A 21,539-nucleotide genomic window follows, 5' to 3' on the forward strand; every position below is an offset into this window, starting at 1 on the left:
TGGAAATGGTCGAGAATATGAGCGTCCCGACCGAAATCCCCGAAGGCGACCTCGATCTGGACGGGGCAGTCATCGTCGCCCTGGGCTGCAATGACAAGGGCGTCTGGGGGTCCTGCGAGGAGTCGCTGGAAGCGGCGCTGGCGCGCTTCCGGGCCGAGGGCGTCGACATTCTGGCCCGCTCGTCCTGGTGGTCGTCCAAGGCCTGGCCGGACCCTTCCGATCCCCCCTTCCTGAATGGGGTGGTGATCGTGCGGACCGAGCATGATCCCGGCGTGCTTATGAGCAAGCTGTCACGGATGGAGGACGTGTTCGACCGTCGGCGCAGTGTTCGCAATGCGCCGCGGACCCTGGACCTGGACCTGATCGCCTACGGTCGTCTGAGCGGTGATCTGGACGGGCTGATCCTGCCGCATCCGCGCGCGGCCGAACGTCTGTTCGTCATGGGGCCTCTGGCTGAGATTGCGCCGGACTGGAGGCATCCGACGGTCGAGGGCGACGCTGCGACGCTGGCGAAGCAAGCATCTGTCGGAACCGACGCGCGTCCTTTGCCCCGTTGACGCCGGCTTGCGGCCGGTTAGGTTCTTCGAGATGACACCGGAGGACATTTTGTGCTGCTGACCGCTCTTGCGCTGCTCGTCGTGCAGACCCAACCAGCGTCGCCGCCCGCCGGGACGGGGGTGGTGATCCGCGAAGCCGACACCATGGTGCATCAGGTTCCGCCGCATAACGGCGAGGGGATGAGCACGGCCTATCGCATTTCCGACGGCGTCCCCAATCGGGCGATGGAGTTCCGCAAGCGGGTGCTGCATCCCGGCGCGGCCATCGGTCTGCACCCCATCGCTCATGACGAGGTCTATTACGTCGTCAGCGGTGAAGGCGAGGTGACGTCGGACGGGGTGACGACGCCGATGCGGGCGGGCGACGCGGCCTACCTGTTCGACGGCAATGTCGTGGGCATCCGCCAGACCGGAGAGGTGGACCTGGTGCTGATCATCAGCTATCCGCTGGCCCAAAGGAAGAACTGAGGCGTTTTGCGCCGCATTCCGGCCTTCGCGGCGTTGCACAATCACGCCTAACCCTATATTTTGTGCGGTTCTCCCTGCCGCCAGAGGAATTTCATGGCCCGCGTCACTGTCGAAGACTGCATCGAGAAGGTTCCGAACCGCTTTGGTCTGGTTCTGCTGGCCGGTCACCGCGCCCGCAACATCGCCAACGGCGCCGCCCTGACCATCGACCGCGACAACGACAAGAACCCGGTCGTGGCCCTGCGCGAGCTGGCCGACGAGACGGTCGTCCCGGAAGAGCTGCGCGAAAACATCATCACCACGCTGCAACGCGTCGATGAGCGTACCGAAGCTGAGGACGAAGCCGAAGTCGTGGCCCTGCTGGCCGAGCCGCAGCACATGAACATGGCTGAAGCCGAGCTGATCCGCGCGCTGCAAAGCGACCGGGACGGCGGCCAGGAGGAACGCTACTGACGGCTGAGCCAGTCAACGGCGTAACCATTCTTCCGGCGCGGTCCCCCGCGGGCCCGTCGCCGGATCAAGTCGCGAATCAGATAGACCAGACGGCGTCGCCCCTGACCGGGGCGACGCCGTTGTCGTCTGAAGTCGCCGAGTCCCTGCCGTCCGTGTCCCAAGTGTCTGAAGCCAAGCGCGCGCCGATCATGCGCCAGTTCGAATTGATCGAAGCGGTCAAGGCCTATGACCCCACAGCCGACGAGGCTCTGCTGAACCGCGCCTACGTCTATGCGATGAAGATGCACGGTTCGCAGCTGCGGGCCTCGGGCGATCCCTATTTCGCGCACCCGATTCAGGTTGCCGGCATCCTGACCGACTACAAGCTGGACACGGCGACCATCGTCACGGCCCTGCTGCACGACGTAGTCGAGGACACCTCGGCCACGCGTGACGACATCGCCGCCATGTTCGGCGAGGAGATCGCCGTCCTGGTCGAGGGCGTGACCAAGCTGTCGCGGCTGGAGCTTCAGGCCGAGCACACGCGCCAGGCCGAGAACCTGCGTAAGTTCATCCTGGCGATTTCCAAGGACGTGCGGGTCCTGCTGGTCAAGCTGGCCGACCGCCTGCACAACATGCGCACCCTCCAGTACGTCAAGCCGGAGAAGCGCGAGCGCATCAGCCGCGAGACGCTGGAAGTCTATGCGCCGCTGGGCCGCTCCATCGGCATCCACTCCATTGCCTCGGAATTGGAAGAACTGGCGTTCGAGCATCTGAACGCCACGGCCCGCGTCGCCATCCAGCGGCGTCTGGAGGCCCTGAAGCTGGAGCACGGCCGCGCCATCGAGGGCGTGTCGCGCGAAATCGAGACGGTCCTCAGCGAGGCCGGCATCACCGCCCATGTGAAGGGACGCGAAAAGACGCCCTATTCGATCTGGCGCAAGCTGCAGAGGAAGTCGGTCGGCTTCTCGTCACTGTCGGACATCTACGGTTTCCGGGTGATCGTCGAGGCCGAAGACGACTGTTACCGCGCGCTCGGCGTCATCCACCGCGCCTGGCCCATGGTGCCGGAGCGGTTCAAGGACTTCATCTCGACGCCCAAGTCGAACAACTATCGCTCGCTGCACACCACGGTAGTCGGTCCCGGCGGCCTGCGCATCGAGATGCAGATCCGCACCGAGATCATGGACCGCGTGGCCGAGGACGGCGTGGCCGCGCACTGGGCCTACAAGAACCACTCCTACGGCTTCGACCGCGAGGCGATGGAAGCCGACGGCGGACGCGACCCGCTGCTGAACCTGCGCCATCTGGTGCAGGTCATCGAGCACGGCGAGGGCGGCGAGGACTGGGTCGAGCACGCCAAGCTCGAAATGTACCTGGATCAGGTCTTCGTCTTCACGCCCAAGGGCGCGCTGATCACCCTGCCGCGCGGCGGCATGGCCCTGGACTTCGCCTATGCGGTCCACACCGAGGTCGGCGACACGGCCGTGGGCGTCAAGATCAACGGCGAACTGAAGCCCATGCGCACGGCGCTGCAGAACGGCGACGTGGTCGAGATCATTCGCGGGACCAAGCGCGAGGTGCCGACCGACTGGCGCAGCCTGACCGTCACCGGCCGGGCGCGTTCGGCCATTCGCCGTCATATCCGCACTTCGGAGCGCGACGAGTTTGTGCGCCTGGGCAAGGCGACGCTGGAGCAGACGCTGGAGCGGGCGGGCAAGTCGCTGGCCGAGGTCTCGCTGAAGCCGGTCTTGGAAACCCATGCCATCGCCACCGAAGAGGATATGTTCGACGCCATCGGGCGGGGCCGTCTTGCCGCGACCAAGATCGCCGAGACCATGTTCCCGGCGCTGAAGGGCCAGCTGAAGGCGGGCCCCGAACGCAAGCGGATCGGCAATGACCAGGCCCGCCTGTTCGTGCGCGGAAGCGGCCTGACGCCGGGTGTCAGCATTCACTTCGGCGCCTGTTGCAGCCCGGTGCCGGGCGATCGCATCGTCGGCATCCTGGAGCCCGACAAGGGACTGACGGTCCATACCATCGACTGCCAGACCCTGGCCGACTTCGCCGACGACGACAGCGTCTGGCAGGACCTGCAATGGACGCCGCAGGCCGAGCAGGACGCGGTGGCCTCGGCCCGCCTGCGCGCCACCATCCGCAATGCGCCGGGCGTGCTGGGGCAGGTGGCGACCATCATCGGCGAGGCCGGCGGCAACATCCTCAACCTGTCGATGGCCCATCGTCAGCAGGACTTCTTCGACGTCGACATCGATGTGGAGGTCGAGGACGCCCGGCACGCCACCATGATCATCGCGGCGCTACGCGCCAATCCGTCCGTCGACACCGTGGACCGCGCGCGCGGCTGATCGCCGGCGCGTCTGACTGAAGGCCGAAATGTCTCCCGAACAACAAGCACTCGCCAACGCCGCTCAGCTGGCGTCGCCCTCCTATCGTCTGGCCGCCCTGGATCAGGACTTCCTGCTGGGCGAGTCCATGCGGGGGGTGCGCTTCCTGATGGAGTACGAGAAGGCCGAGGAGGCGCTGAAGGCCTGGGGCGTGCGCTCAACCCTGGTGGTGTTCGGCAGCGCCCGCGTCGGCGCCAACGGCGGCGGTCGGCACAGCTACTGGTACGAGCAAGCGCGTCTGTTCGGCCGCATCGCCTCGGAGCGGGGCGGGGCCTTCCGCGGCTCGCCGGGCGAGGTGCGCGACAACGTCATCGCAACCGGCGGGGGCCCGGGCATCATGCAGGCGGCCAATCAGGGCGCGCATGAAGCGGGCGCGCCGTCGATCGGCTTCAACGTCACGCTGCCGCACGAGCAGGTGCCCAATCCCTGGTCGACGCCGGAGCTGACCTTCCAGTTCCACTACTTCGCCATGCGCAAGATGCATCTGGCCATGCGGGCCAATGGTCTGGTGGTCTTCCCCGGCGGCTTCGGCACACTCGACGAACTGTTCGAAATCCTGACCCTGCGTCAGACCGACAAGGCGCCGCCGATCCCCATCGTCCTGTTCGACGAGGCCTACTGGCGGTCGGTCATCAACTTCGACACCCTGATCGAGCACGGCATGGTCAAGGCCTCGGACATGGAGTTGTTCGCCTTCGCCGACGACGCCGAAACCGTCTGGACCAAGCTGCTGGAAGGCGGGCTGAAGCCGAACTGCGACATCAAGTAGGTCGCTCGGCTTGAGGGGCGGAGATGCAGGGTCTAAGGGACGCTCTCATGAACACTGAAGACGTCCTCAACGAATTCCGCGACGCTGGCGCCCTGCGCGAAGGCCATTTCGTCCTGTCGTCCGGCCTGCACAGCCCGGTCTTCCTGCAGAAGAACCTGGTCTTCATGGACACGCGCCGCTGCGAGCGCCTGTGCAAGGCCCTGGCCGAGAAGATCGTGGCCACGGTCGGTCCGGTCGACGTGGCCATCTCGCCCGCCGTCGGCGGCATCATCCCCGGCTATGAGACGGCGCGGCACCTGAACGTGCGCTCGCTCTACGTCGAGCGCGAAGGCGGCGAGTTCAAGCTGCGCCGCGGCTTCACTGTCGAGCCGGGCGAGAAGGTCGTCATGGTCGAGGACATCGTCACCACCGGCCTGTCGTCGCGCGAATGCATCGCCGCCATCCAGAAGGCCGGGGGCGAAGTCGTCGCCGCTGCCTGCATCGTCGACCGGTCGGGCGGTCGCGCCGACGTGGGCGTGCCGCTGATCGCCCTGGCGACGCTGGACGTGCCGGCCTATCCGGCCGACGCCTTGCCGCCCGAACTGGCCGCCCTGCCGGTCGAGGACCCGGGCAGCCGACGGCTGGCCAAGTAAGCCAGATTAGGCGAGCGTAGTCCGATTGACGATTCAAGCGGCCAAACCTCAGGGGAGGCGTGAATGATTGGGCTAGTGACGTTTCTGGCCGTTGGCCTTCAAACGGCGCCGCAATCGCAAGTCGAAGATGCGCGAGATGTGAAATTCGACCAATTGGCGCCGGTGGTGGTGATAGAGGTCTCCCGTCACCCCCTGTCGGCGTTGGAAACCTTCAGCATCTACCCCTATTTCGCACAAGCGGGTGGGCGCCGTCATTTGGCCGCTCGTCGGGCGATCAACATGCGCGGAGGCCAGCGTGTTTCGTGGGCGGTCATTAGCGAGTGTCCGGGCGCGCAAGAGGTAGTTCTGGAGCTGGAGCGCCTGCCTGCTCCAGCGATAGACATCCCGGGGTTTGGTCGAGATGATGAGCAAGGTCCCGGCACGGACGGGGGCTCGTTCAAACTGTGGAGCCGTGGGCCAACCTGGCCGACTGCATATGGCTACGAGGTCGCGTTCGAGAGTAACTTCGGGTCGCCGCTGGCTGATTGGGCGAACCGGTTCAAGGCAACGCTTGCTGATTGCTGGCAGCCTGATCCACCCAGGACTATGGGCTCTTCTTGATGATCATGGAACGGTGCACCGGGATAGCTTTTGAGTGCATGATAAGAAAGGGATCGAGATGAAGCGCGAGCGGGTTCGTCTGGGCGTCAATATCGATCACGTCGCCACGGTTCGTAACGCGCGCGGCGGCGCTCATCCCGATCCGGCTCGTGCGGCCGAGGCTGCGCTGGCGGCGGGGGCGGACGGCATCACCGCCCACCTGCGCGAGGATCGCCGTCACATCACCGACGCCGACATTGACGTTCTGACGGCCCTATGCCGCCGCGCGGGCAAGCCGCTGAACTTCGAGATGGCGGTGACGGAGGAGATGCTGGCCATCGCCCTGCGCCACCGCCCGCACGCCGCCTGTCTGGTGCCGGAACGGCGCGAGGAGGTCACGACCGAGGGCGGCCTGGCCGTCGCCGGTCACGAGGCGCGCATCGCCCCCGTGGTGAAGGCGCTGTCCGAGGCGGGCATCCGCGTCAGCCTGTTCATCGAACCCTCGGAAGCCCAGGTCGAGGCCGCCGCCGCCGTGGGCGCGCAGGTGGTCGAGTTCCACACCGGCCGCTATTGCCACCTGACTGATCCGGCCGAGCGCGCCTTCGAGCTGGACCGCCTGGCCGCCGCCGCCGCCCAGGCCGACATTCTGGGCCTGGAGGTCCACGCCGGCCACGGCCTCGACTACGCTACCGCCAGCGTCGTCCTGGGCATCCCCGAGATCAAGGAGCTGAACATCGGCCACTTCCTGATCGGGGAGGCGGTCTTCGTCGGTCTGGACGCCGCCATCCGCCGAATGCGGACGGCGATGGACGAGGCCACTTCGGGAGCGAACCGGTGATTATCGGCATCGGCGCCGATATGTCGGACATCCGGCGCATCGAGGCGTCGCTGGATCGCTTTGGCGATCGCTTCAAGAACCGCGTCTTCACCGAGATCGAGCGCACCCGTTCGGACCGCAAGCCGGACCCGGCCTGGAGCTACGCCAAGCGGTTCGCGGCCAAGGAAGCCTGCGCCAAGGCCCTGGGCACAGGCATGCGCGCAGACGTCTATTGGCGCGACATGGGGGTGGTGAACCTGAAGTCGGGTCAGCCGACCCTGGCCCTGACGGGGCACGCCGCCGAGCATCTGGCCCGGCTGACCCCGCCGGGGCATGAGCCGCGCATCCACCTGACCCTCAGCGACGAACACCCTTATGCTCTCGCTTTCGTGGTCATCGAAGCCTTGCCCGTGGCGTAATCAGCCTTTACGCCTCAGGCATCCAACCCCGCGTTCTGCGGGGGATTCGAGCAGACCATGAGCGACGACCCCAAGGCGAACGGCGGCGCCGGCAATCCTGCCATCGACCCGACCGATCCGCGACCGATCTGGAGCGACGACGGCGACGCCCCCTTCGACATGGGCGACGATCCCGAAGCCCTCGACAGCGACAAGCCGATCTACGCCACGCCGCGTCCCAAGAAAGCCAAACGTGTGAAAAAAGAGAAGTCCGCGAGCAACGAGACGGTCGAGATCATCAAGACCATCGTCTTCGCCCTGCTGATCGCCTTCGTGCTGCGGGTGCTGCTGTTCCAGCCCTTCACCATCCCGTCGGCGTCGATGGAGCCCAACCTCTATGAGGGCGACTACATCGTCGTGTCGAAGTGGTCTTACGGCTACTCGAAACACTCGATCCCGTGGAGCCCGCCGCTGTTCGACGGCCGGATCATGGGCAAGGATCCCACGCGCGGCGACATCGTCGTCTTCAAGCTGCCGCGCGACAACAAGACCGACTACATCAAGCGCGTGATCGGCCTGCCGGGCGACAAGGTGCAGATGATCGCCAACAAGCTCTACATCAACGGGGCCCCGGTGAAGGACGTCGTGGTCAGCCGCGCCGAGATGGCCGACATGTTCGGCCCGCGTCCCGTGACCCAGGTCCGCGAGACCCTGCCGAACGGCAAGAGCTTCATGACCCAGGACTTCGGCCCCGGCGGCGATCTGGACGATACCCCGGTCTATGAGGTTCCGGCCGGCCACTTCTTCATGATGGGCGACAACCGCGACAACTCGATCGACAGCCGTGTCGAGATGTCGGCCGGCGTGGGCATGGTCCCGGCCGAGAATCTGGTCGGCAAGGCCGAGATCATCATGTTCTCCTGGTCGCCGGGCGCGTCGCTGTTCAACCCGGTCAGCTGGTTCGCGAACCTGCGTCCCAGCCGGTTCTTCAAGATCCTGGACTGATGGCGAACGTGCGGGCCGAGGCCGTCGCCGCGCTCCGGCGTCGGCTGGGCCATGAGTTCAGCGACCCGTCCCTGCTGGAACGGGCCCTGACCCACGCCAGCGTGGGCGAGGGCGGGGGACAGGCCGACGGCCGCCGTCCCGCTGACAACGAGCGGCTGGAGTTTCTGGGCGACCGGGTGTTGGGCCTGCTGGTCGCCGACCGCCTGACGCGCGAGTTTCCCTCGGCCGACGAGGGCCAGCTGTCCGCGCGGCTGCACGCCTTGGTCGACAAGAGCGCTTGCGCACGGGTCGGCGAACGTCTGGGCGTCGGCCCGGCCCTGCGCCTGTCGGCGGGCGAGACCAAGACGGGCGGCCGCAGAAAGGCCGGAGTCATCGCCGATGCTGTCGAGGCTATTCTGGCGGCTGTCTATCGCGATGGCGGCCTGACGGCGGCCAAGGCCATGTTCGACATCGCCTGGGCCGAGGAGTTCGCGTCGCCCCCGGCGCCGGCCGTGACCAATCCCAAGTCCGCTCTTCAGGAGTGGGCCCAAGCGCAAGGGCGTCCGCTGCCGACCTATCGGGTGGTGGAACGCACCGGATCAGATCATGCTCCGACCTTCGTGGTCGAAGCGACGGTGGTCGGCTTCGACCCCGTGAAACAAACAGGACGTTCGCGTCAGGAGGCGGAGAAAGCCGCCGCCACGGCGCTGTTGAAACGAGAAGGCGTAATTTGACCGAGACCCTCAACCCGAACCAGCGCGCGGGCTTCGCCGCCATCATTGGCGCGCCCAACGCCGGCAAGTCGACGCTGGTGAACCGCCTGACGGGCTCCAAGGTCTCGATCGTGACCCAGAAGGTCCAGACCACGCGCTTTCCCGTGCGCGGCATCGCCATCGAGGGCGACGCCCAGATCGTTCTGGTGGACACGCCCGGCATCTTCACCCCCCGTCGCCGTCTGGATCGCGCCATGGTCGCCTCGGCCTGGGGCGGCGCCGAGGACGCCGACGTGGTGGTCCATCTGATCGACGCCCCTTCGCACATCGCGTCCGAAGGTCGTGACGGCACCGCCGCCGACCGCAAGTCGGCCGAGGACACCGAGACCATCATCGCCAATCTGAAGGCGACGGGAACCAAGGTCATCCTGGTGCTGAACAAGATCGACGGGATGCGCCGCGACACCCTGCTGGCTCTGTCGCACCGCCTGTTCGAGACCGGCGTCTATGAAGAGGTCTATATGATCTCGGCCCTCAGCGGCGACGGCGTGGACGACCTGAAGCAGCGCCTGGCGCGCTCCATGCCCGCCGGGCCGTGGCTGTATCCGGAAGATCAGTCGGCGGACGTGCCGGTGCGCGTTCTGGCCGCCGAGATCACCCGCGAGAAGGTCTATCTGCGCGTTCACGAAGAGCTGCCCTATTCGGCGGCGGTCGAGACCACGGCCTTTGACGAGAAGCCCGACGGTTCGGTGCGCATCGAGCAGACCATCTATGTCGAGCGTGAGAGCCAGCGCCCAATCGTTCTGGGCAAGGGCGGCCAGACCCTGAAGTGGATCGGCCAGAAGTCGCGTGAGGAGCTGATCGAGTTGCTCGACCGCCCCGTCCACCTGTTCCTGACCGTCAAGGTTGATCCCAAGTGGCAGGACAGCCGCGCCCTTTACGCCCAGTTCGGGCTGGAGTTCGACGTCTAAAAAACTGGTTTAGTATCGTGTTTGTAGTTCCCAAGTCCGCAGGCGGGCGGCCCTGGTTCCTCGGATCCCTGGCCGCGGTCGCCCTTGCCTCCGCCGGCGCCGGCGCCTGGATCGTCCACGCCATCGCGCCTGAGAGCCAGGCCGCGACGGCGACCAAGGTCCGGCTGCCCGAGCGCCCGCCGGTCGAGGTGGTCGAGGCCCTGCCGCAGCTGAAGGCGCGGTTGGACTATCTGGGCGAGCGCAAGCAGTTCATGGGCGCCATTCTGGTGGCCAAGGGCGATCAGGTCCTGTTCCGTCAGGTCTATGGCAAGGCGAACTACGAAAACGATCAGCCGCTGAAGCTGGACACCCGCTTCCGTCTGGCCTCGGTGTCCAAGCAGTTCACCGCCGCCGCGATCCTGAAGCTTCAGGACGAGGGCAGGCTGTCGGTCAATGACCCAGTCTGCAGATGGATCGAGGCCTGCCCGGACGCGTGGAAGCCGCTGCGCATCCACCACCTGCTGTCGCATACCTCGGGCATTCCCGACCTGATGGCGCAGTCCGAGTGGGGCCGTATCCGCGTCACCCCGCGTACGCCGCAGGAACTGACCGAGACCTCGGCCCGCTATGGCCTGCAGTTCGAGCCGGGCACCAAGATCCGCTACGATAACGCCGCCTATAACCTGGCCGCCGAGATCGTCAGCAAGGCCAGCGGCAAGCCGTTCGAGACCTATCTGAACGACGCCATCCTGAAGCCTCTGGGCCTGAAGGACACCGGTTCCGACGCCCACGCCGACGCGCAGGGTCTGGCCATGGGCTACGCCAACTTCCCCGCCGGACTGGCGGCTCAGCCGATCGCCAACGTCAGCGTCGTCTTCGGCGCCGGGGCGCTTTATTCGACGCTGGACGACATGCTGGTGTGGAACCAGGCCCTGCATAAGGGCCATGTCCTCAGCGACGCCTCCTATGCCCAGATGATCGCCGACCATGCGCCCGAGGGCACGCCCAAGGAGCGGGGCCGCGCGCACCGGGCCTATGGCTACGGCATCTACGTCAACAGCCTGGGCGAGCAGGTGAAGCCCGCCTTTGACGACAGGCAGATCTATCACACGGGCAGCTGGGCCGGGTTCCGCAACCTGGTCCTCTATCAGCCCGAGGCCGATGTGACCGTGGTGGTCCTGTCCAACAATTACCACCAGCGCGACCTGGTCTTCATGCTGAGCCAGCAGGCCATGGCCGAGGCTCTGGGGCGTGAGTTCCCGACGAGCATGAACCGCTAGGGCAACTGATTTTCTCCCCACTCGTGGGGAGGGGGACCACGAAGTGGTGGAGGGGGCGACGCAAAGGGCAACTGTCGAGTCGCCCCCTCCGTCACGTCGCCTGCGGCTCCGCGCCACCTCCCCATGGAATGGGGAGGAAAGAGGACTTACCCCTTCATCGACCCCGTTTCGATGAAGCGCTGGTGCCAGGACAGGGCCTCGGTCAGCAGGTGCGGGGATTGCAGGCCGTAGGAGCCCTTCAGCGCGCGAGCGTAATAGTCCTTCAGCGCGTCGCGATAGTCGGGGTGGGCGCAGTTGGCGATGATGACCTGGGCGCGCTGCTTGGGTGACAGGCCGCGCAGGTCGGCCAGGCCCTGTTCCGTGACGATGACCTGGACGTCCTGGGTGATGTGGTCGACGTGGCTGGCCATGGGGACGATGGCCGAAATCTTGCCGCCCTTGGCCGTCGACGGCGTGACGAAGCAGGAAATATAGGCGTTGCGAGCGAAGTCACCCGAGCCGCCGATGCCGTTCTGGATGCGCGAGCCCATGACGTGGGTCGAGTTGACGTTGCCGTAGATGTCGGCCTCGATCAGGCCGTTCATGGCGATGCAGCCGAGGCGGCGGATGATTTCCGGGTGGTTCGAGATTTCCTGCGGGCGCAGGATGATCTTGCCGCGGAACTGCTCCATGCGGCTGTTCAGATCAGCGGCGGCCTCGGGGCTGAGCGAGAAGGCGGTGGCCGAGGCGACGGTCAGCTTGCCGCTGTCCAGCAGGTCCAGCATCCCGTCCTGCAGCACCTCGGTATAGGCGGTCAGGTTCTCGAACGGGCTGTTCTGCAGGCCCGCAAGCACGGCGTTGGCGACATTGCCGACGCCCGATTGCAGCGGCAGCAGATGGGCGGGCAGGCGGCCCAGCTTCACCTCGTGCTGCAGGAATTCGATCAGGTGCCCGGCGATGGCCGTGGCGCTGGCGTCCGGAGCTGCGAAGGGCAGGTTGCGGTCAGGGCTGTCGGTCTCGACGATGGCGGCGATCTTGGACGGATCGACGCGGAAGACGGTCTCGCCGATCAGGTCGGTCGGCTTGGTCAGCGGGATGGGCACTCGCGCGGGCGGCAGGGCCGTGCCGTAGTAGACGTCGTGCATCCCCTCCAGCGCCGCGTTCTGCCAGCTGTTGACCTCCAGGATGATCTGGTCGGCGCGGTCCAGCCAGGTCTTGTTGTTGCCGATGGACGACGAGGGGATCAGCGATCCGTCCTCGCGGATGCCCGAGACCTCGACCACTGCCGTCTCCAGCGGGCCGAGGAAGCCCTGCCAGGCGACCGGCGCCACCTGCGACAGGTGCATGTCGAGGTATTCCATCTCGCCCCTGTTGATCTTCTCGCGAGCGATGGGATCGGAGTTGTAGGGCAGGCGAAATTCGATGCCGTCCGCCTTGGCCAGGGCGCCGTCCAGCTCGGGCCCGGTCGAGGCGCCGGTCCAGACCTTCAGCTTGAAGGGATTGCCCGCCGCGTGCTCGGCCTCGATCCGCTCGGCCAGGGCCATCGGCACGACCTTGGGATAGCCCGAGCCGGTGAAGCCGCTCATGCCCACGGTCGAGTTGGCCGGGATCAGGGAGGCGGCGTCCTGGGCGGACATGATCTTCGACTGCAGGGCGGCGTTGCGGACGCGGGACATCGGAAACCTGACGGCTGCGGCCCAGTGAGGGCGCGGGGAAGTGAGGCGGACATAGGCGCCGCATCACCCTGATTCCAATACGGCTTTGGTCGTAACAGTCCGTGATCACAAAGGCGTCAGCCGCCCGGTTTCACTCCGTCGCAGGGTTGGTGTTGATCATCCATGGGATGCCGAACCTGTCGGTGAAGGTCCCGAAACCTGGCGACCAGAAGGTCTCGGCGAAAGGCATGCCGACCTTACCGCCTTCGGACAGGGCGTCGAAGACCTGCCGCGCCTTGGCGAGGTCGTCGGTGTGATACGACACGTCGAAACCGTTCTTGGGCTTGTCGATGTTCGGGGCGAACTCGGGCGGCATGTCGGCCCCCATGATGGCCTGATCTCCGACCTCCAGCCAGCCATGCATCAGCCAGTCCTTGTATTTGGCATCCACCGGCATGTCGGGCGGGCCGTCGCCGAAGGGAAAGGCGGCCGTGACCTTGCCGCCCAGCACGCGGGCGTAGAATTCCAGCGCCTCGCGGCACTGGCCCTGGAAGCTGAGGCTGGTGACGATCTTCATGACGACCTCTCCGGGTTGTCGGATGGAGGTCTGAACGCGCGGGGCGGTCGTCGTTTCCCTTAGCCTCCTAGGCTAACCCCCTCCACGCTCATCCCGGCGAAGGCCGGGATCCAGATCATATGACGGATCAGCGGGGTCCAAGGGCGGGATTGCGCCATCTGCAACAAGCCCCGCGTCTTACAAACTGGATCCCGGCCTTCGCCGGGATGAGCGGATGTGTGGGCGCTTCCCCCGCTGCAGGAACAGGACTAGAACAAATCCATGATCACCGCCGCCCTGATGATGCTCCAGGTTTCCGCCGCGCCGCTTCAGGCTGTGGCTGCCGTCGAAGCCGAAACCGCCTCTGTCGAGCGCACGCTGGACGCCATGCACGCCGCGGCGTCAAAGGCCGACGGCGAGGCCTATTTCGCGACCTTCACGACGGATGGCCGCTTCATCGGCACGGACGCGACCGAGCGCTGGACCCTGCCGGAGTTCCGGGCCTACGCCATGCCCTATTTCTCGCAGGGCAAGGGCTGGACCTATCGGCCCGTCACGCGGACCGTGACCATCGCCGCGATCGACTGCCGCTGCGTCGCCTGGTTCGACGAGGTGCTGGACAATGACGCCTATGGCACGACGCGCGGTTCGGGGGTGCTGCGGCTGACGGACGACGGCTGGAAGATCGAGCAATATGTCCTCAGCTTCCCCGTGCCGAACGACAAGGCGCGCGCCGTCGTCGGCGTGATCAAGGCCGACTGATGGAGGTTCAGGACGACGCCTTCGTCCTGTCGGCGCGGGCGCATGGGGATACCGGAGCCGTGGTCGAACTGCTGACCGAGCGGCACGGACGCCGCGCCGCCTATGTCGCGGGCGGGGCGTCGCGCAAGATGCGGCCCTTCTTGCAGGCCGGGGCGCGGGTGGTGGCCGATCTGCGGTCGCGAACGTCTGACCAACTAGGGTCTGCGCGGCTGGAGCCGGTGGGCGAGGGGCCGGCGGCCCTGTTCGACGATCCTCTGGCGTTAGTGGGGCTGAACGCGGCGGCTGCGGTGGCGCAGGGCGCCCTGCCTGAGCGTGAGCCGCATCCGGGAGCCTTTCTGGCCTTTGAGGCGATGATGGGGGCGTTTGCTCTGCCCGAAGTCTGGCCCGCCATCTTCGTGCGGTTCGAGGCGGGGTTGCTGGAAGACCTCGGCTTTGGTCTGGACCTGTCGCGCTGCGCCGCCACCGGGTCGATGGACGACCTGATCTATGTCAGCCCCCGGACGGGCCGCGCCGTCAGTCGTGACGCAGGCGCGCCCTATGCCGACAAGCTGCTGAACCTGCCGCCCTTCATGCTTGGGGCGCAGGCGGGCTTGAGCGAAGGCGACGTGAAGGCGGGGCTGGCCCTGACCGGGCATTTCCTCGAACAGTTCGTCTTCCACGCCCTGAACAAGCCGCTGCCGCCCGCCCGCGTTTGGATGATCGAGCGACTGGCCGAGGCGGGACGGCTCTAGCCAAAGGTGAAGGCGAAGACCTGAACCCCGGGGTCGAGGAACTCGATCTCGAACGTCCGTTCGCGGGCGCCGCCCGACTGGCGCACCAGTTGATACAGGCGCTGGCTGTCGATCCGGCCCAGCCCCTGCGCGTCGATGTCCACGCCGGCGTCGGCGCCGGGCGCCTGGCCGTCGATGCGGACGCGGAAGCGGACCGCCTTGCCCATGTTGCTTGGCCCCATGACCAGATGCAGGTCGCGGGCCTTGAAGCGGAAGGCCAGCTTTCCACCCGCCGTCTGCAGGTCGGCGTGTTCGGACCGCACGATCCAGTCGCCGCTCAGGCTCCAGTCGTTCAGTTTCAGCGGCGCGGCCGCATAGGTCTTGCGCACGTCGAAGCCGAAGCCGCCGGGCGAGACGAAATGCTCGGCGCGGGCATAGCCGACATAGGTTTCGGGCGAGGCGACCTCGGCCATGTCGGCGGCGGCCTCAGCGCCTTGGCCGCGCACCTGAACCACAGCCTGATCGACGCCCGTGGCCCCAGCCTCTTTCAGCAATTGCTGGATGACCCGCTCCGAGTGCTCGTAGTCGCCCTCGCCGAAGTGGTGGTAGCGGATGTTTCCCTTGGCATCGATGAAGTAGTGGGCGGGCCAGTAGCGGTTGTCGAAGGCGCGCCAGATGGCGAAGTCGTTGTCCATGGCCACGGGGTAGGTGACGCCAAACCGGCGCACGGCGTCGCGGACGTTGGCGGGGGATTTCTCGAAGGCGAACTCGGGCGTGTGGATCCCGATCACCACCAGGCCCTGATCACGGTATTTCTCGGCCCAGGCGCGGACGTAGGGGATGGTCCGCACGCAGTTGATGCAGGAGTAGGTCCAGAAATCGACCAGCACGACCTTGCCGCGCAGCTGTTCGGTGGTCAGGGGCGGACTGTTGATCCACTCGGTCGCGCCGGTCAGCGGCGGCATGGCGCCTTCGACCGGCAGGGCGTTCAGGGGCGCGGCGGGGGCGTTGGTCGGCTGACCCGCGCCGAAGCGGCTGAGCAGGCTCTGCTCGATCCGGTTCGTGCTGCTGCTCGACAGCCGGGTCAGCAGGCCGGTGTCGAGACCGAGCGCAATGGCGGCGACGCCGATCAGGACCAGAACGCCCAGTCCCCGGCGCACCCATTCGCCGACGCCCAGCGACTTCTTCATCGCCTGGAAGACCTTGCCGCCGATCAGCAGGGCCAGGGCCAGGGAGGTGGCGGCCCCGCCGGCGTAGGCGACCAGCAGCAGGGTCGTGCCGATGCTGGCCCCCTGAAGCGCCGCGCCCGTCAGGATCAGGCCCAGGATCGGTCCCGCGCACGGCGCCCACAACAGGCCCGTCGCCACGCCCAGCAGGAAGGAAGGCCAGACGCCGCCGCCGGATTGTTGCTCCGCGCTGGCCCTCTCGGTCAGGCGTGAGCCGAGCGCGACCAGAGGCCGGGTCAGCCGGTCCGCCAGAGAAGGAAACACCAGGGTCAGGCCCAGCACCGCCATGACCGCCAGGGCGATCCAGCGTCCGACCTGGTTGGCCTGCACCGCCCAGCCGCCGCCGACCGCCGCCAGCGTCGCCACCCCGGCAAAGGTCAGCGCCATGCCGAGCAGTAGGGGCAGGCCGCTTTTGACGAAGGGCTGTCCTGCGCGTGCAAACACAAAGGGCAGGACCGGCAGGATGCAGGGGCTGAGAATGGTCAGCGCTCCGGCCAGATAGGACAGCAGGATCAGGAGCATGGCGTCGTCCTTGGGCCTCAGACCCTGATGTTACGCAGTCCGGAACGTGTCGGATGGGGTCCGGTTACAAGAGCCGTTGCAGGTCGCGGACGGCGGCGCGGGTTTCCTGGGTCAGGACCTCAACCAGTTCGGCGGCGGGCAGGGCGCGCGTCAGGGGCGCAGCCTGACCGGCCCATTGCGGGGCGTAGCCGTCGTCGCCCTGCAGACTGGCGGCGGCGTTCAGCGCCTTGCCCACGTCGTAGGCATAGGGATAGGCGGCGGCGAGGGCCTCGTCGGCGCGCTGCATGAAGGCGTTGTCGATCCCGCGCGCCGGGCGACCGGAGATGACGGGGCTGACGCGGGTGCGCTCGGCGCGCGGACCGGCCAGGGCGGCGCGATAGGCGGGATTGGCGGCGGACTCCGGGCAGGAGACGAAGGCGGTGCCCAGTTGCGCGCCTGCCGCGCCCAGCGCCAGCGCCGCTGCGATCCCGGCGCCGTCCATGATCCCGCCCGCCGCGATGACCGGGATGTCCAGTTCGCGCGCCAGCAGGCGGGTCAAAGGCAGGGTCGCGAAGCGCGGATCATCGGTCGGATCAAAGACGCCGCGATGGCCGCCGGCCTCGAACCCTTGCGCCACCACCATGTCGATCCCCGCCGCCTGGGCCTGATGGCCTTCCTGCGGCGTGGTGGCGCTGGCGAGGAGGATGCACCCAGCGGCCTTCAGCGCGGCGATTTTCTCGGGCTGAGGCAGGCCGAAGTGGAAGCTGACCACGGCGGGCCCTTCCTCAAGCAGAACGGCGAATTTGGCGTCGTCGGTCAGGAAGCTCTGGTAGATCTCGCTCAGGGTCTCGGGCGGCGTGGCGCCGAACTCGGCGAAGATGGGCCGCAGGCTGTCGATCCAGACGCGCTCGCGCGTCGGATCGGGCGGCGTCGGGGCATGGCAAAAGACGTTCACATTGAACGGACGCGTCGTCAGGGCCTTCAACGCCTGTATCTGGCGTCGCCCCTCGACGGCATCGACCGAGGCGATGGAGATGGAGCCCAGCGCCCCGGCGTTCGACACGGCCGCCGCCAGTTCGGGCGTCGAGGTCCCGGCCATGGGCGCCTGAACGATGGGCAGGTCCAGCTTGAGGCGGTCGGTGAGGGCGGTCTTCATGCGCGGTTCCTGCCTTTTCGACGACGGCGCTCCACAGATAGGCGCGGATCGTCCCCGCGTCAGCCGCGCGCTGCGCTAGACTTTGTCGTTCAGATCACCGATTCGAAGTCGCATGACCATCCACACCCCGACGCCCGAAGGCGGCCGCATCGTTGAAGAGCCGATGGGCGATGCGCTGTCCAAGCGCTACCTGGCCTACGCTCTGTCCACGATCACCAACCGGGCGCTGCCCGACGTGCGTGACGGCTTCAAGCCGGTGCACCGGCGCATCATGTACGCCATGCACCAGATGCGGCTGAACCCGCAGGCGGCGGCGCGCAAGTGCGCCAAGGTCGTCGGCGAGGTCATGGGCGGCTATCACCCGCACGGCGACGCCTCCATCTATGAGGCTCTGGTCCGTCTGGCCCAGGACTTCGCCCAGCGCTATCCGCTGGTCGACGGACAGGGGAACTTCGGCAACATCGACGGCGATAGCGCCGCCGCCATGCGTTACACCGAGTGCAAGCTGACGCCCGCCGCCGTGCTGCTGCTGGACGGAATCGATCAGGACGCGGTCGACTTCCGCCCCACCTACGACGATCAGGACGAAGAGCCGCTGGTTCTGCCGGCGGGCTTCCCCAACCTGCTCGCCAATGGTTCGTCGGGCATCGCCGTGGGCATGGCGACCTCGATCCCGCCGCACAACGTCGGCGAACTGATCGACGCCTGCCAGTTGCTGCTGGAACGACCCGAGGCGACGACCTCGGAGTTGGTGCAGATTGTGCCGGGGCCGGACTTCCCGACTGGCGGCGTGTCGGTCGAGGGTCACGCCTCCATCCTGGACGCCTATGAGACCGGTCGCGGCGGCGTGCGTCTGCGCGCCCGCTGGGAGACCGAGGACCTGGGCCGCGGCGTCTGGCGCATCATCGTCACCGAGATGCCCTATCAGGTGCAGAAAAGCCGCCTGATAGAGGGTCTGGCCGACCTGATCGAGAACAAGAAGGCGCCGCTGCTGGGCGACGTGCGCGACGAGTCGGCGGAAGACATTCGCCTGATCCTCGAGCCCAAGAACCGCACCATCGAGCCCGAGATGCTGATGGAGAGCCTGTTCAAGCTGTCCGATCTGGAGGTCCGCTTCCCGATCAACATGAACGTGCTGGACGCCACGGGCACGCCGCGCGTCATGGGCCTGAAGGACTGCCTGCGCGCCTTCCTCGATCATCGCCGCGAGGTGCTGAACCGTCGCAGCCAGTGGCGGATTGAGCGGGTCGAGAAGCGCCTGCACCTGCTGGAGGGCCTGCGCATCGTCTTCCTGAACCTGGATGAGGTGATCCGCATCGTCCGTGAGGAGGAGCAACCCAAGGCCGTCCTAATCGCGCGCTTTGGCCTGACCGAAATCCAGGCCGACTTCATCCTCGACACCCGTCTGCGTCAGCTGGCGCGGCTCGAGGAAATGACGATCGAAAAGGAATTCAATGCGCTGTCGGAAGAACTTGCGGCGCTGAAGGCGCTGACATCGTCCGAAGGCAAGCAGTGGAAGGCCATTTCCAAGGAATTGGAGGCGGTCCGCAAGGCCCTGATCTCACCGCGTCGCACAACCATCGGCGAGGCGGTGGACGCTTCGGCCTTCGTCGCGCCCGAGGCCTTCATTCCGCGCGAAGCCATCACCGTCATCCTGTCGGAGCGCGGCTGGATCCGTGCCGCCAAGGGCAAGGTCGAGGATCCCTCGGAGCTGAAGTTCAAGGAAGGCGACAGCCTGGCTTTCCTGGTGCCGACCTTCACGACTGACAAGCTGCTGATCGGGGCCTCGGACGGACGCATCTTCACTGTCGGGGCCGACAAGCTGGCCTCTGGGCGCGGCCACGGCGAACCCTTGCGGCTGATGATCGATCTCGACGAAAAGGCCGAGATCATCAACGTCGTGGCGCACGAACCGAATGCCAAGCTTCTGGTGGCATCGAAGGCCGGCTACGGTTTCGTCGCACCGGAAAACGACCTTCTGGCCCAGAAGCGCGGCGGCAAGCAGGTGCTGAACGGCGATATGTTGGCCATGCTGCGCGTGACCGGCGACCACGTCGCGGTCATTGGCGAGAACATCAAGGCGCTGATCTTCCCCATCGCTGAACTGCCCGAAATGGGCCGCGGCAAGGGCGTCAAGCTGCAGAACTACAAGCAGGGCGGTCTGGTCGATGTGGCGGTGTTCAACGCCGAGGCTGGGCCGGAATGGGCCGACGGCGGCGGCCGTCGCCGCAACTGGCCCGACTGGAAGGACTGGTTGGGCAAACGCGCCGGCGCCGGACGCCAGGGACCGCGCGGGATGCGCAAGTTCCGCTGATGCAAGGTGACGGCGATTTCATTGGAGGTCGCCGTCAACCCTTGCGATAATCCTGCCCAAGGCCGATCCGGCCGGGGTTGGAGATTTCAATGATCACCTGGATCATCATCGGCGTCATCGTCGTCGTTCTGCTGTTCGTCGTCGTCGGCGCTTACAACAAGCTGGTGGCGCTGGATCAGACGGCCAATCAGTCGTTCGCCGACATCGACGTGCAGTTGAAGCAACGTCAGGACCTGATCCCCAATCTGGTCGAGACGGTGAAGGGCTATGCCACGCACGAGCGCGGCACCCTGGACGCCGTGACCCAGGCCCGCGCCGCCGCCGCCGGCGCTCGCACGGTCGATGAGAAGGTGCAGGCGGAGAACATGCTGACCGGCGCTCTGGGCCGCCTGTTCGCCGTGTCGGAGGCCTATCCGGACCTGAAGGCCAACACCAACTTCCAGCAGCTGCAGATGGACCTGTCGGACATCGAGAACAAGCTGGCCGCCGCACGCCGCTTCTTCAATAACGCGGTCAGTGAGTTCAACGCCGTGCGTCGCCAGTTCCCGACGGTCCTGTTCGCCGGTCTGTTCGGCTTTGGCTCGGACAAGCCCTTCTTCGACGTGGGCGAAGGCGAGCGCGCCGCGCTGAATGCGGCCCCGCCGACGGTGAAGTTCTAAGCCCCAATGGCGGTTTTCGGTCAGGCCGTCGGCCTCAAGACCCACATCTGGCAAAACAACACCCGGTCGACGATCCTGCTGGCCGGGTTTCCGGTGTTGCTGGTCGGCCTGCTGTTCGGCGTTCAGGTGCTGATGATGGGGTTCGGCCTGCTGCCCAACTCGGGCGGCGGTCTGTCGCAGGATCTGGCGCTGGCGGCGTCCATGCTGGGCTGGACCGTGCCGGCGGCCCTGGTTGCGGCCGCCGTCTGGTTCGTCATCGCCTACTTCGGCAATCAGGCGATGATCGACGCCATGACGGGGGCGCGCAAGGTCGAACGGCGCGTAGAGCCGGAGCTCTACAATCTTCTGGAAAACCTGGCGATCTCGCGTGGTCTGCGGACGCCGACGCTGCGGATCATCGAGAGCCCGTCGCTGAACGCCTATGCTTCGGGCCTGCACGAGGGCAACTACAGCGTCACCGTCACCCGCGGCCTGATGCAGACGCTCAGCCGCGACGAGATGGAGTGCGTCCTGGCGCATGAGCTGACCCACGTCATCAACAAGGACGTGCGGACCATGGTGATCGCCTCGATCTTCGCGGGCATCATCAGCGTGATCGCGGAACTGGTGTTCCGCAGCCTCTTCTACATGCGCGGCGGGCGCAGCCGGGACAACAAGAACGCCATGCCGCTGATCCTGATCGGTCTGGCCATCGGCGTGATCGGCTTTGGTCTGGCGACGGTCATTCGCATGACCCTGTCGCGGACGCGGGAATATGTGGCCGATGCCGGGGCGGTCGAACTGACCAAGAACCCCGACGCCATGATCTCGGCCCTGCGCAAGGTGTCGGGCCAGTCGAAGATCGAGGCGCCCGACGAACTGCGCGGCATGTTCCTCGACAACACGGCGGACAAGGCGGACTTCGCCGGCCTGTTCGCCACCCACCCGCCGATCGAGAAGCGGATCGCGGCCCTGGTGAAGTTCGCGGGCGGTCGTGACGAGGGGCCGTGGGGCCCTGCGCCTTCGGTTACATCCAGTACGGCCGTTCCAACGACCTGAGG

Annotated in this window: 22 protein-coding genes; 18 read left to right on the forward strand and 4 right to left on the reverse strand. The window is 66.6% G+C overall.

What is annotated here, in order from left to right:
* Window positions 1-17: 17 nt before the first annotated feature.
* From folK to B3K53_RS02920, 13 genes are all read left to right on the forward strand, one after another.
* Entirely contained in the window at window positions 18-557 is a 540-nt protein-coding gene (gene folK, locus B3K53_RS02860; protein ID WP_292082580.1) for a 2-amino-4-hydroxy-6-hydroxymethyldihydropteridine diphosphokinase, read from the forward strand.
* A 51-nt stretch (window positions 558-608) separates the two neighbouring features.
* Window positions 609-1,025 (forward strand): cupin domain-containing protein, encoded by a 417-nt coding sequence (locus tag B3K53_RS02865; protein ID WP_292082581.1) that lies wholly within the window; start codon window positions 609-611, stop codon window positions 1,023-1,025.
* Between the two features lie 93 nt (window positions 1,026-1,118).
* Window positions 1,119-1,478 carry a DNA-directed RNA polymerase subunit omega gene (gene rpoZ, locus B3K53_RS02870; RefSeq protein WP_292082582.1) on the forward strand — a complete coding sequence of 120 codons (360 nt, stop codon included), beginning with the start codon at window positions 1,119-1,121 and terminating at the stop codon, window positions 1,476-1,478.
* Between the two features lie 188 nt (window positions 1,479-1,666).
* Window positions 1,667-3,820, forward strand: a complete 2,154-nt coding sequence (locus B3K53_RS02875) for a RelA/SpoT family protein (protein ID WP_292083356.1) — start codon at window positions 1,667-1,669, stop codon at window positions 3,818-3,820.
* 28 nt (window positions 3,821-3,848) lie between these two features.
* Window positions 3,849-4,628, forward strand: coding sequence for a TIGR00730 family Rossman fold protein (locus B3K53_RS02880; RefSeq protein WP_292082583.1), 780 nt, complete (start codon window positions 3,849-3,851; stop codon window positions 4,626-4,628).
* A 47-nt stretch (window positions 4,629-4,675) separates the two neighbouring features.
* Window positions 4,676-5,260 (forward strand): orotate phosphoribosyltransferase, encoded by a 585-nt coding sequence (gene pyrE, locus B3K53_RS02885; protein ID WP_292082584.1) that lies wholly within the window; start codon window positions 4,676-4,678, stop codon window positions 5,258-5,260.
* 75 nt (window positions 5,261-5,335) lie between these two features.
* Window positions 5,336-5,860, forward strand: coding sequence for a hypothetical protein (locus B3K53_RS02890; protein WP_292082585.1), 525 nt, complete (start codon window positions 5,336-5,338; stop codon window positions 5,858-5,860).
* Between the two features lie 58 nt (window positions 5,861-5,918).
* On the forward strand, window positions 5,919-6,677 hold the full coding sequence (locus B3K53_RS02895) for a pyridoxine 5'-phosphate synthase (RefSeq protein ID WP_292083357.1): 759 nt from the start codon (window positions 5,919-5,921) through the stop codon (window positions 6,675-6,677).
* Entirely contained in the window at window positions 6,674-7,075 is a 402-nt protein-coding gene (gene acpS, locus B3K53_RS02900) for a holo-ACP synthase (protein WP_292082586.1), read from the forward strand. Before B3K53_RS02895 ends, acpS begins: the two co-directional genes overlap by 4 nt.
* 57 nt (window positions 7,076-7,132) lie before the next feature.
* Window positions 7,133-8,059, forward strand: coding sequence for a signal peptidase I (lepB, locus tag B3K53_RS02905; protein WP_292082587.1), 927 nt, complete (start codon window positions 7,133-7,135; stop codon window positions 8,057-8,059).
* Window positions 8,059-8,772 (forward strand): ribonuclease III, encoded by a 714-nt coding sequence (rnc, locus tag B3K53_RS02910; RefSeq protein WP_292082588.1) that lies wholly within the window; start codon window positions 8,059-8,061, stop codon window positions 8,770-8,772. Before lepB ends, rnc begins: the two co-directional genes overlap by 1 nt.
* Window positions 8,769-9,722 carry a GTPase Era gene (gene era, locus B3K53_RS02915; RefSeq protein WP_292082589.1) on the forward strand — a complete coding sequence of 318 codons (954 nt, stop codon included), beginning with the start codon at window positions 8,769-8,771 and terminating at the stop codon, window positions 9,720-9,722. The genes rnc and era overlap by 4 nt, the downstream gene beginning before the upstream one ends.
* A gap of 17 nt (window positions 9,723-9,739) precedes the next feature.
* Window positions 9,740-10,981: a serine hydrolase domain-containing protein gene (locus B3K53_RS02920; protein ID WP_292082590.1), complete on the forward strand. Its 1,242-nt coding sequence runs from the start codon at window positions 9,740-9,742 to the stop codon at window positions 10,979-10,981.
* A gap of 146 nt (window positions 10,982-11,127) precedes the next feature.
* Here the strand turns inward: B3K53_RS02920 and B3K53_RS02925 are convergent, their stop codons facing one another.
* Window positions 11,128-12,636, reverse strand: coding sequence for an acetyl-CoA hydrolase/transferase family protein (locus tag B3K53_RS02925; RefSeq protein WP_292082591.1), 1,509 nt, complete (start codon window positions 12,634-12,636; stop codon window positions 11,128-11,130).
* 130 nt (window positions 12,637-12,766) lie between these two features.
* Entirely contained in the window at window positions 12,767-13,192 is a 426-nt protein-coding gene (locus B3K53_RS02930) for a VOC family protein (RefSeq protein ID WP_292082592.1), read from the reverse strand.
* 261 nt (window positions 13,193-13,453) lie between these two features.
* On the opposite strand from B3K53_RS02930, the gene B3K53_RS02935 reads away from it, so the two are divergent.
* Both B3K53_RS02935 and recO read left to right on the forward strand, forming a co-directional pair.
* Entirely contained in the window at window positions 13,454-13,933 is a 480-nt protein-coding gene (locus tag B3K53_RS02935) for a nuclear transport factor 2 family protein (RefSeq protein ID WP_292082593.1), read from the forward strand.
* Window positions 13,933-14,664 (forward strand): DNA repair protein RecO, encoded by a 732-nt coding sequence (recO, locus tag B3K53_RS02940; RefSeq protein WP_292082594.1) that lies wholly within the window; start codon window positions 13,933-13,935, stop codon window positions 14,662-14,664. The genes B3K53_RS02935 and recO overlap by 1 nt, the downstream gene beginning before the upstream one ends.
* Here the strand turns inward: recO and B3K53_RS02945 are convergent.
* Together B3K53_RS02945 and B3K53_RS02950 are read right to left on the reverse strand one after the other, a co-directional pair.
* Window positions 14,661-16,391, reverse strand: a complete 1,731-nt coding sequence (locus B3K53_RS02945; RefSeq protein WP_292082595.1) for a cytochrome c biogenesis protein DipZ — start codon at window positions 16,389-16,391, stop codon at window positions 14,661-14,663. The two genes, recO and B3K53_RS02945, sit on opposite strands and share 4 nt — an antisense overlap.
* A gap of 64 nt (window positions 16,392-16,455) precedes the next feature.
* Window positions 16,456-17,526: an NAD(P)H-dependent flavin oxidoreductase gene (locus tag B3K53_RS02950; protein WP_292082596.1), complete on the reverse strand. Its 1,071-nt coding sequence runs from the start codon at window positions 17,524-17,526 to the stop codon at window positions 16,456-16,458.
* 112 nt (window positions 17,527-17,638) lie between these two features.
* On the opposite strand from B3K53_RS02950, the gene parC reads away from it, so the two are divergent.
* From parC to B3K53_RS02965, 3 genes are all read left to right on the forward strand, one after another.
* Window positions 17,639-19,840, forward strand: coding sequence for a DNA topoisomerase IV subunit A (gene parC, locus B3K53_RS02955; RefSeq protein WP_292082597.1), 2,202 nt, complete (start codon window positions 17,639-17,641; stop codon window positions 19,838-19,840).
* Window positions 19,841-19,929: 89 nt separating this feature from the next.
* Window positions 19,930-20,499 (forward strand): LemA family protein, encoded by a 570-nt coding sequence (locus B3K53_RS02960; protein ID WP_292082598.1) that lies wholly within the window; start codon window positions 19,930-19,932, stop codon window positions 20,497-20,499.
* 6 nt (window positions 20,500-20,505) lie between these two features.
* Window positions 20,506-21,537: a M48 family metallopeptidase gene (locus B3K53_RS02965; protein WP_292082599.1), complete on the forward strand. Its 1,032-nt coding sequence runs from the start codon at window positions 20,506-20,508 to the stop codon at window positions 21,535-21,537.
* The last annotated feature ends 2 nt before the right edge of the window (window positions 21,538-21,539 follow it).

Origin of the sequence: Brevundimonas sp. UBA7506 (genome assembly GCF_002479495.1) — a bacterium.
Taxonomy (GTDB): Bacteria; Pseudomonadota; Alphaproteobacteria; order Caulobacterales; family Caulobacteraceae; genus Brevundimonas.

Excerpts from the sequence above, each read along its gene's own strand:
- folK (WP_292082580.1), top strand. The coding sequence starts at position 18 with ATGAGCGTCCCGACCGAAATCCCCGAAGGCGACCTCGATCTGGACGGG.
- rpoZ (WP_292082582.1), top strand. The coding sequence starts at position 1,119 with ATGGCCCGCGTCACTGTCGAAGACTGCATCGAGAAGGTTCCGAACCGC.
- B3K53_RS02875 (WP_292083356.1), top strand. The coding sequence starts at position 1,667 with ATGCGCCAGTTCGAATTGATCGAAGCGGTCAAGGCCTATGACCCCACA.
- B3K53_RS02880 (WP_292082583.1), top strand. The coding sequence starts at position 3,849 with ATGTCTCCCGAACAACAAGCACTCGCCAACGCCGCTCAGCTGGCGTCG.
- pyrE (WP_292082584.1), top strand. The coding sequence starts at position 4,676 with ATGAACACTGAAGACGTCCTCAACGAATTCCGCGACGCTGGCGCCCTG.
- B3K53_RS02895 (WP_292083357.1), top strand. The coding sequence starts at position 5,919 with ATGAAGCGCGAGCGGGTTCGTCTGGGCGTCAATATCGATCACGTCGCC.
- lepB (WP_292082587.1), top strand. The coding sequence starts at position 7,133 with ATGAGCGACGACCCCAAGGCGAACGGCGGCGCCGGCAATCCTGCCATC.
- rnc (WP_292082588.1), top strand. The coding sequence starts at position 8,059 with ATGGCGAACGTGCGGGCCGAGGCCGTCGCCGCGCTCCGGCGTCGGCTG.
- B3K53_RS02925 (WP_292082591.1), bottom strand. The coding sequence starts at position 12,636 with ATGTCCCGCGTCCGCAACGCCGCCCTGCAGTCGAAGATCATGTCCGCC.
- B3K53_RS02930 (WP_292082592.1), bottom strand. The coding sequence starts at position 13,192 with ATGAAGATCGTCACCAGCCTCAGCTTCCAGGGCCAGTGCCGCGAGGCG.
- B3K53_RS02935 (WP_292082593.1), top strand. The coding sequence starts at position 13,454 with ATGATCACCGCCGCCCTGATGATGCTCCAGGTTTCCGCCGCGCCGCTT.
- recO (WP_292082594.1), top strand. The coding sequence starts at position 13,933 with ATGGAGGTTCAGGACGACGCCTTCGTCCTGTCGGCGCGGGCGCATGGG.
- B3K53_RS02945 (WP_292082595.1), bottom strand. The coding sequence starts at position 16,391 with ATGCTCCTGATCCTGCTGTCCTATCTGGCCGGAGCGCTGACCATTCTC.
- B3K53_RS02950 (WP_292082596.1), bottom strand. The coding sequence starts at position 17,526 with ATGAAGACCGCCCTCACCGACCGCCTCAAGCTGGACCTGCCCATCGTT.
- parC (WP_292082597.1), top strand. The coding sequence starts at position 17,639 with ATGACCATCCACACCCCGACGCCCGAAGGCGGCCGCATCGTTGAAGAG.
- B3K53_RS02960 (WP_292082598.1), top strand. The coding sequence starts at position 19,930 with ATGATCACCTGGATCATCATCGGCGTCATCGTCGTCGTTCTGCTGTTC.
- B3K53_RS02965 (WP_292082599.1), top strand. The coding sequence starts at position 20,506 with ATGGCGGTTTTCGGTCAGGCCGTCGGCCTCAAGACCCACATCTGGCAA.